We start from the raw sequence: 6,703 nt of genomic DNA, 5'->3' as shown, positions 1-6,703 counted from the left end.
CGCGTAACATCCGGAGAAGGCCGTCACCATGAAGGCGATCTGGTGGACGCTCTGGCCGAATTCGCCCGCGAGCGTCGGGACCAGCGGGTCGATCAGCCGCATGGTGAAGGTCGAGGCGAAGCCGCAGAGCCCGAGAACCGGAATCAGCGGGCCGAGGTCGGTACCGGGCCGCTGCGCCGGCTCAGACATAGGCGACTGCCGGCTCGTTGCGCTTCTTCGCGAGGCGATCGAAAGCCTGCAGCTCGGCGATCAGGCTCTGGAACTCCGCAAGCGGCACCATGTTCGGGCCGTCCGACGGCGCGCGGTCGGGGTCGGGATGCGTCTCGATGAAGAGACCGGCGACGCCGACCGCGACGGCGGCACGCGACAGCACCGGCACGAATTCGCGCTGGCCGCCGGTCGAGGCGCCCTTGCCACCCGGCTGCTGCACCGAGTGCGTGGCATCGAAGATCACCGGCGCGCCGATCTCGGCCATGGTCGGCAGGGCGCGCATGTCGGAGACGAGCGTGTTGTAGCCGAAGGATGCGCCGCGCTCGGTCAGCATCACGTTGGGATTGCCGCTTTCGGTCACCTTGGCGGCGACGTTGACCATGTCCCAGGGGGCGAGAAACTGCCCCTTCTTGACATTGACCACCCGGCCGGTCTGCGCGGCTGCAACGAGCAGGTCGGTCTGACGGCAGAGGAAGGCCGGGATCTGCAGCACGTCGACCACCTCGGCAACCGGCGCGCACTGGCCGGCTTCGTGCACGTCGGTCAGCACCGGCATGCCGGTACGCTCGCGGATCTCGGCGTAGATGGGCAGCGCCGCCTTCATCCCGATGCCGCGGGCGCCCTTGACGCTCGTGCGGTTGGCCTTGTCGAAGGAGGCCTTGAAGACGAGCCCGATATCGAGAGCAGCCGCGATCTCCTGCAGCGCCAATGCGCATTCGAGCGCGTGATTGCGGCTTTCCATCTGGCAGGGGCCGGCGATCAGCGCGAGCGGCTGGGCATTGCCGAAGCGGACTGGCCGGGCGAGATCCTCGCCGATGGTGACGACGGCGTTCGGGGTCATTGACGATTTCCTTGTCCAGCAGCCCGCCGGCTTATGTCCGGCTCCGGCGGCCCCGGTCAAGCGCGCCGGCGGTTGGCCGCCATGTCGCGAAGAGTTGGTGCAGCGTGCCGGATCGGGGCTGGCGAAGCGACGGCGAGGCCTGTAAATTCTCGGGCGAAGCACTATCTCGGATGGGAACGCAGGATCGATCTGGGTTGGAATTCGGCAGGCACGGTAGGGCGCGAATGATGCAGGCAGGCCAGGACAAGGCAACGTACGGCGGTCGCACGCCGCGTCTGTCCACGGGCGCAAACCCGCTGGCTATGGCCGACCGTCCACGACGCGCTGGCCCACCGGCTGACGGCGGCAAGGAGGGGGCCGGCACTGCGGTGCTGACCCGCACCCGGACGCGCAAGCCCAACCTCTATCGCGTCCTGCTGCTGAACGACGACTACACGCCGATGGAGTTCGTCGTTCACGTTCTGGAGCGGTTCTTCAACAAGGACCGCGCCGAAGCCACGCGCATCATGATGCATGTGCATCAGAACGGCGTCGGCGAATGCGGCGTCTTTACCTACGAAGTCGCCGAGACCAAGGTTACTCTCGTCATGGATCTCGCTCGCAAGCACATGCACCCGCTGCAATGCGTGATGGAGAAGAAGTAGCCTTGGGTCTGATCTCACCTTCCGGAAACAGATAGGAGCGCGCCCCTTGCCGAGTTTCTCGCGCAGTCTCGAACAGGCGCTTCACCGGGCTCTGGCTCTCGCCAATGAGCGCCGCCACGAATACGCCACCCTCGAACACCTCCTGCTCGCGCTGGTCGATGACCAGGACGCGGCAGCCGTCATGCGCGCCTGCAGCGTCGATCTCGACCTGCTCAGGCGCAATCTCGTCGACTACATCGATTCCGAGCTGACGAACCTCGTCACCGACGGTCGCGACGATTCCAAGCCGACCGCGGGTTTCCAGCGCGTGATCCAGCGCGCGGTCATCCATGTCCAGTCCTCGGGCCGCGAGGAGGTGACGGGGGCCAATGTGCTCGTGGCGATGTTCGCCGAGCGCGAAAGCCACGCCGCCTACTTCCTGCAGGAGCAGGACATGACGCGCTACGACGCGGTCAATTACATCAGCCACGGCATCGCCAAGCGCCCCGGCGCCAGCGAGAGCCGCCCGGTCCGCGGCTCCGAGGAGGAGGGCGAACCGCAGCGCGAGCAGCGCTCCGAGCAGAGCAACGACACCGACAAGGACAAGAAGAAAAAGGAAAGCGCCCTAGAGGCTTATTGCGTCAACCTGAATCGGAAGGCGAGGGACGGGCGCATCGATCCGCTGATCGGCCGCGAGGCCGAGGTGCAGCGGACGATCCAGATCCTGTGCCGTCGCCAGAAGAACAACCCGCTGCTGGTCGGCGACCCCGGGGTCGGCAAGACCGCGATCGCCGAGGGCCTTGCCCTCAAGATCATCCGCGGCGAGGTGCCGGACGTCCTGCGCGACGCGACGGTCTTTTCGCTCGACATGGGCACGCTGCTTGCCGGAACCCGCTATCGCGGCGACTTCGAGGAGCGCCTCAAACAGGTGATGAAGGAGATCGAGCAGCACCCGAAGGCGATCATGTTCATCGACGAGATCCATACGGTGATCGGCGCCGGTGCGACCTCGGGCGGCGCGATGGATGCATCGAACCTGCTGAAGCCGGCGCTCGCCTCGGGCACGCTGCGCTGCATCGGCTCGACCACCTACAAGGAATACCGCCAGTATTTTGAGAAGGACCGGGCGCTGGTGCGCCGTTTCCAGAAGATCGACGTCAACGAGCCGTCGATCCCGGACACGATCGAGATCCTCAAGGGCCTCAAGCCCTATTTCGAGGAGTTCCACAAGCTGCGCTACACCAACGACGCCATCAAGGCGGCGGTGGAGCTTTCGGCACGCTACATTCACGACCGCAAGCTGCCGGACAAGGCGATCGACGTCATCGACGAGACCGGCGCCTCGCAGATGCTGCTTCCCGAGAACAAGCGAAAGAAGACCATCGGGGTCAAGGAGGTCGAGGTCGCGGTCTCGACCATGGCGCGCATCCCCGCCAAGACCGTCTCGAAGGACGATGCCGAGGTGCTGCGCAACCTCGAGCAGACGCTCAAGCGCACCGTCTACGGCCAGGAAAAGGCGATCGAGGCGCTGTCCTCCTCGATCAAGCTCGCCCGTGCCGGCCTGCGCGACGGAGAAAAGCCGATCGGCTGCTACCTCTTCGCCGGCCCCACGGGCGTCGGCAAGACCGAGGTCGCGCGCCAGCTTGCCTCGTCGCTCGGTGTCGAGCTGATCCGCTTCGACATGTCCGAGTACATGGAGCGCCACACCGTGTCGCGGCTGATCGGCGCGCCTCCGGGCTATGTCGGCTTCGACCAGGGCGGTCTTCTGACCGACCAGATCGATCAGCATCCGCACAGCGTGCTGCTGCTCGACGAGATCGAGAAGGCGCATCCCGACCTGTTCAACATCCTTCTGCAGGTGATGGACCACGGCAAGCTGACGGACAACAACGGCAAGCAGGTCGATTTCCGGAACGTCATCCTGATCATGACGACCAATGCCGGCGCCGCCGACATGGCCCGCAACGCCTATGGCTTCACACGCCAGAAGCGCGAGGGCGACGACACCGAGGCGATCAACAAGCTGTTCGCGCCGGAGTTCCGCAACCGCCTGGACTCGGTCATCTCCTTCGGCCACCTGCCGAAGACGGTGGTCGCCCGCGTCGTCGACAAGTTCGTGCTCCAGCTCGAGGCGCAGCTCGCGGACCGCAACGTCACCATCGAGCTCACGGACGAGGCGCGGGAGTGGCTCGTCGAGAACGGGTATGACGAGACGATGGGGGCTCGCCCGATGGCGCGGCTCATCCAGCAGACGATCAAGACGCCGCTTGCCGACGAGGTGCTGTTCGGGCGCCTCAAGAATGGCGGCGCCGTCAAGGTCGTGGTCGTCCAGTCCGAGACCGGCATCAAGGTGCTCGGCCTCGAGTTCCCGGACGGGCCGGCAAAGCCGAAGCCCGAGAAGGACGTCGCCGCGGCGACGGCCAAGCGGGCGCCCAAGCCGCGTGCCAAGGCTGCTGCCAACGGCAAGACGGCGAAGGGCGCGCCGCGCAAGGGTTCCAAGGGCGGCGGCGGATCGGATGATGGCTCGGGCACGCCGCCCAAGGCATCCGGCCGCGCGGTCCGTACTGTTCCGAAGGTTCCGCTGACGAAGGCGTAAGGACGTGTTGTTCAAACGGAAATCCGCCACCCTCGCCGCCGAGAGCGGCGAGGGTGTGCCACAGGTCTCGGCTCCGGCACGGCCAGCCAAGGAGAAGCTTGGCTGGTTCGAGAAGAGGGACCGCCGCCGGCGTCGCCGCAAGATCTTCGAGGAGGTGCTGGGCTGGATCCTGGTGCCGACCTTCGTCTATCTGATCTATCTCGGCATCAAGTCGGTCGGCGGCATTCCGAAGGAGCTGATCGACTTCGCCAACGAGATTTTCTCGATGGCGATGAAGGGCGGCAAGGGCTGAGCGCCCGCGGCCTTGCAGGCGGTGCAGGGCCGTTCCTCCTTCGGCAAGCTTGGCGGGGGCTCGCGGCGTAAGCCATAGGGATTACCGGTCCATGCATCCTGCATGGGCCGTTTTTTCTGTGCCGGGGCTGCCCGTAGCGATGATCCCATGAGCGTATCCGCCGACTGGAGCTGGCAACGCGTTGCGCTGGCCGGCATGCGCGATGCGCTTCTGCTCCCGGCCTGGATCGTCGGCTTCGGCTTGATCGGCATCGGGTCTCTTGCGCGCGACGTCGGCTACCCCGTCGAAGTCGCGGTGTTGTCGACGATCCTGGTCTGGGCCGGGCCTTCGCAGGTGCTGTTCTTCGCTTCGATCGCGGCGGGCGCCGCCTGGAGCGCAATCGCGATTGCGATCGGTTTCGCATCGCTGCGATTCCTGCCTATGACGATGGCGATCCTGCCATTGCTGCGCCGGCCCGGCCAAAGCGTCTGGCAGCAGCTCGTGCTGGCGCACTACGTCGCCGTGACGGCCTGGACCGAGGGCCTGCGCCGGCTACCGGGCATTCCGGTGAACCAGCGGGTTGCCTATTTCCTGGGTTTCGCCAACACCTGCATGGCAGTGAGCTCGGTCGGCACCTTCGCGGGCTACTACCTGCTCGACACGCTGCCGGTGCCTTTCGCCGCCGGGTTGCTGTGCCTGACGCCGATCTTCTTCCTTGTCTCGTTGACGGCCGGCTTGCGGCATCGCGGCGACGTGACGGCGCTGGTCCTGGGGCTGTCGCTCGCGCCGATTTGCGAGCGCTTCATCGGCGGCGGCTTCGATCTCATCGTCGCCGGCCTGATCGCAGGCAGCATCGCCTTCATGGTCGGCCGCAGGCGCAAGGCGGCGGCATGACCCCGCCGATCGCCCTGCTGGACGGGCCGCTCTGGCCCTACCTCGCGCTGCTGCTCTTCGCGGTGCTGCCGACGGAGATCTGGCGCTGGCTCGCCGTGGGCTTCGCGCGCGGGCTCGATGCCGACTCGCCCCTGCTGGAATGGGTGAGGGCGGTTGCGACGGCGCTGCTGGCGGGCATCGTCGCCAAGCTGATCGTCTCCCCGCCCGGCGCATTGTCGCACGCACCGCTCTTCGTGCGGGTGGCAGCGCTCGCCGCCGCTGTGGCCGTGATGGCGATCAGCCGGCGTCGGATGATGTCGGCGGTGCTCGTCGGGGAGATCGTGCTGGTCGGCGGCGTCTGGTGGTTCGGGGCGATCTAGCAGGTGGTTGCCGCCAGCCGCGCTCGCACATGGCCGAGCTTGTCGGGATTGCGGATCACGTAGATCGCGTGGATCTGCCCCTCGCGAATGTCGAGCACAACCGCCTGTTCGGTGTCTCGCTCGCGGCTGATGTAGCCGGGCATGCCGTTGATCAGGACAGGCTCGCAGCGGGGGGCCAACCCAGGCCATTCCGGCTTGCGGGCCAGCCCGGCGAAAAAGCGGCCGATCTTCTCGCTGCCGAAGATCGGATTGAGCACCGAGTTCGCCTTGCCGCCGCCATCGCCGTGGAGGACGGCGTCCTGCGCGAGCAGGCTCTTTAGCGCCGTCGGGTCGGTGCTGTGGGAGGCCTCGAAGAAGGCGACGGCGTAGCGCCTTGCCTCCTCCGCCGAGAGCGGATGGCGCGGCACCTCTTCGCGCGCGTGTCGGCGCGCCCGGGAGACCAGCTGCCGACAGGCCGCCTCGCTGCGCCCGAGCGTGTCGGCGATCTCGGAGAAGGGCAGGTCGAATACATCGTGCAGCAGGAAGGCGGCGCGTTCGAGGGGAGACAGCCGTTCCAGTGCGAGCTGCAGCACATAAGGCACGTCCACTGCCTCGTCGCCGCCAGCCGTGGCGCCGATCTCCTCGATGAGCGGCTCGGGCAGCCAGGCGCCGACATAGTTCTCGCGCCGCCGCCGCGCCGATTTCATCAGGTCGAGGCAGAGCCGCGTCACCACGCGTCCGAGCCAGGCGCGCGGATTTGCCAGCGCCGCGGGAGCGGAATCATGCCAGCGCAGCCACGCATCCTGCACCACATCCTCGGCATCGCTGAGCGAGCCGAGCATGCGGTAGGCGAGGCGGGTCAGATATGACCGGTGAGACTCGAAGCCGGCGACAGTGACGTCCGTCATGAAATCCTGTGACTACGGATCC

Annotated in this window: 7 protein-coding genes and 1 pseudogene; 5 read left to right on the top strand and 3 right to left on the bottom strand. The window is 66.7% G+C overall.

Features of this window, described 5'->3' with window-relative positions:
• Positions 1-189 (bottom strand): annotated as a pseudogene (locus tag ACIPIA_RS08035) (MFS transporter); the annotation flags it as partial.
• Positions 182-1,051, bottom strand: a complete 870-nt coding sequence (gene kdsA, locus ACIPIA_RS08030; RefSeq protein WP_400508350.1) for a 3-deoxy-8-phosphooctulonate synthase — start codon at positions 1,049-1,051, stop codon at positions 182-184. The gene kdsA and the pseudogene ACIPIA_RS08035, both read right to left, overlap by 8 nt.
• 302 nt (positions 1,052-1,353) lie before the next feature.
• Between kdsA and clpS the strand changes: the two genes are divergently transcribed.
• The 5 genes from clpS (at position 1,354) to ACIPIA_RS08005 (ending at position 5,794) form a co-directional block, all read left to right on the top strand.
• Complete coding sequence (gene clpS, locus ACIPIA_RS08025; RefSeq protein WP_400508348.1) at positions 1,354-1,695, top strand: ATP-dependent Clp protease adapter ClpS; 342 nt, start codon at positions 1,354-1,356, stop codon at positions 1,693-1,695.
• Between the two features lie 46 nt (positions 1,696-1,741).
• Entirely contained in the window at positions 1,742-4,270 is a 2,529-nt protein-coding gene (clpA, locus tag ACIPIA_RS08020) for an ATP-dependent Clp protease ATP-binding subunit ClpA (protein ID WP_400508346.1), read from the top strand.
• A 4-nt stretch (positions 4,271-4,274) separates the two neighbouring features.
• Positions 4,275-4,562 carry a hypothetical protein gene (locus ACIPIA_RS08015; protein ID WP_400508345.1) on the top strand — a complete coding sequence of 96 codons (288 nt, stop codon included), beginning with the start codon at positions 4,275-4,277 and terminating at the stop codon, positions 4,560-4,562.
• 147 nt (positions 4,563-4,709) lie between these two features.
• The gene (locus tag ACIPIA_RS08010; RefSeq protein ID WP_400508344.1) at positions 4,710-5,435 is read left to right on the top strand and encodes an AzlC family ABC transporter permease; all 726 of its coding nucleotides are present in this window, start codon (positions 4,710-4,712) and stop codon (positions 5,433-5,435) included.
• Positions 5,432-5,794, top strand: a complete 363-nt coding sequence (locus ACIPIA_RS08005; RefSeq protein ID WP_400508342.1) for an AzlD domain-containing protein — start codon at positions 5,432-5,434, stop codon at positions 5,792-5,794. Before ACIPIA_RS08010 ends, ACIPIA_RS08005 begins: the two co-directional genes overlap by 4 nt.
• Here ACIPIA_RS08005 and ACIPIA_RS08000 read toward each other — a convergent pair.
• Positions 5,791-6,681 carry a sigma-70 family RNA polymerase sigma factor gene (locus tag ACIPIA_RS08000; protein ID WP_400508341.1) on the bottom strand — a complete coding sequence of 297 codons (891 nt, stop codon included), beginning with the start codon at positions 6,679-6,681 and terminating at the stop codon, positions 5,791-5,793. The genes ACIPIA_RS08005 and ACIPIA_RS08000 overlap by 4 nt on opposite strands.
• Positions 6,682-6,703: the final 22 nt, after the last annotated feature.

Source organism: Allobosea sp. CER48, assembly GCF_044752385.1.
Taxonomy (GTDB): domain Bacteria; phylum Pseudomonadota; class Alphaproteobacteria; order Rhizobiales; family Beijerinckiaceae; genus Allobosea.
Note: the sequence above shows the minus strand (reverse complement) of the source record. Positions and strands in the feature narration are given on the sequence as shown.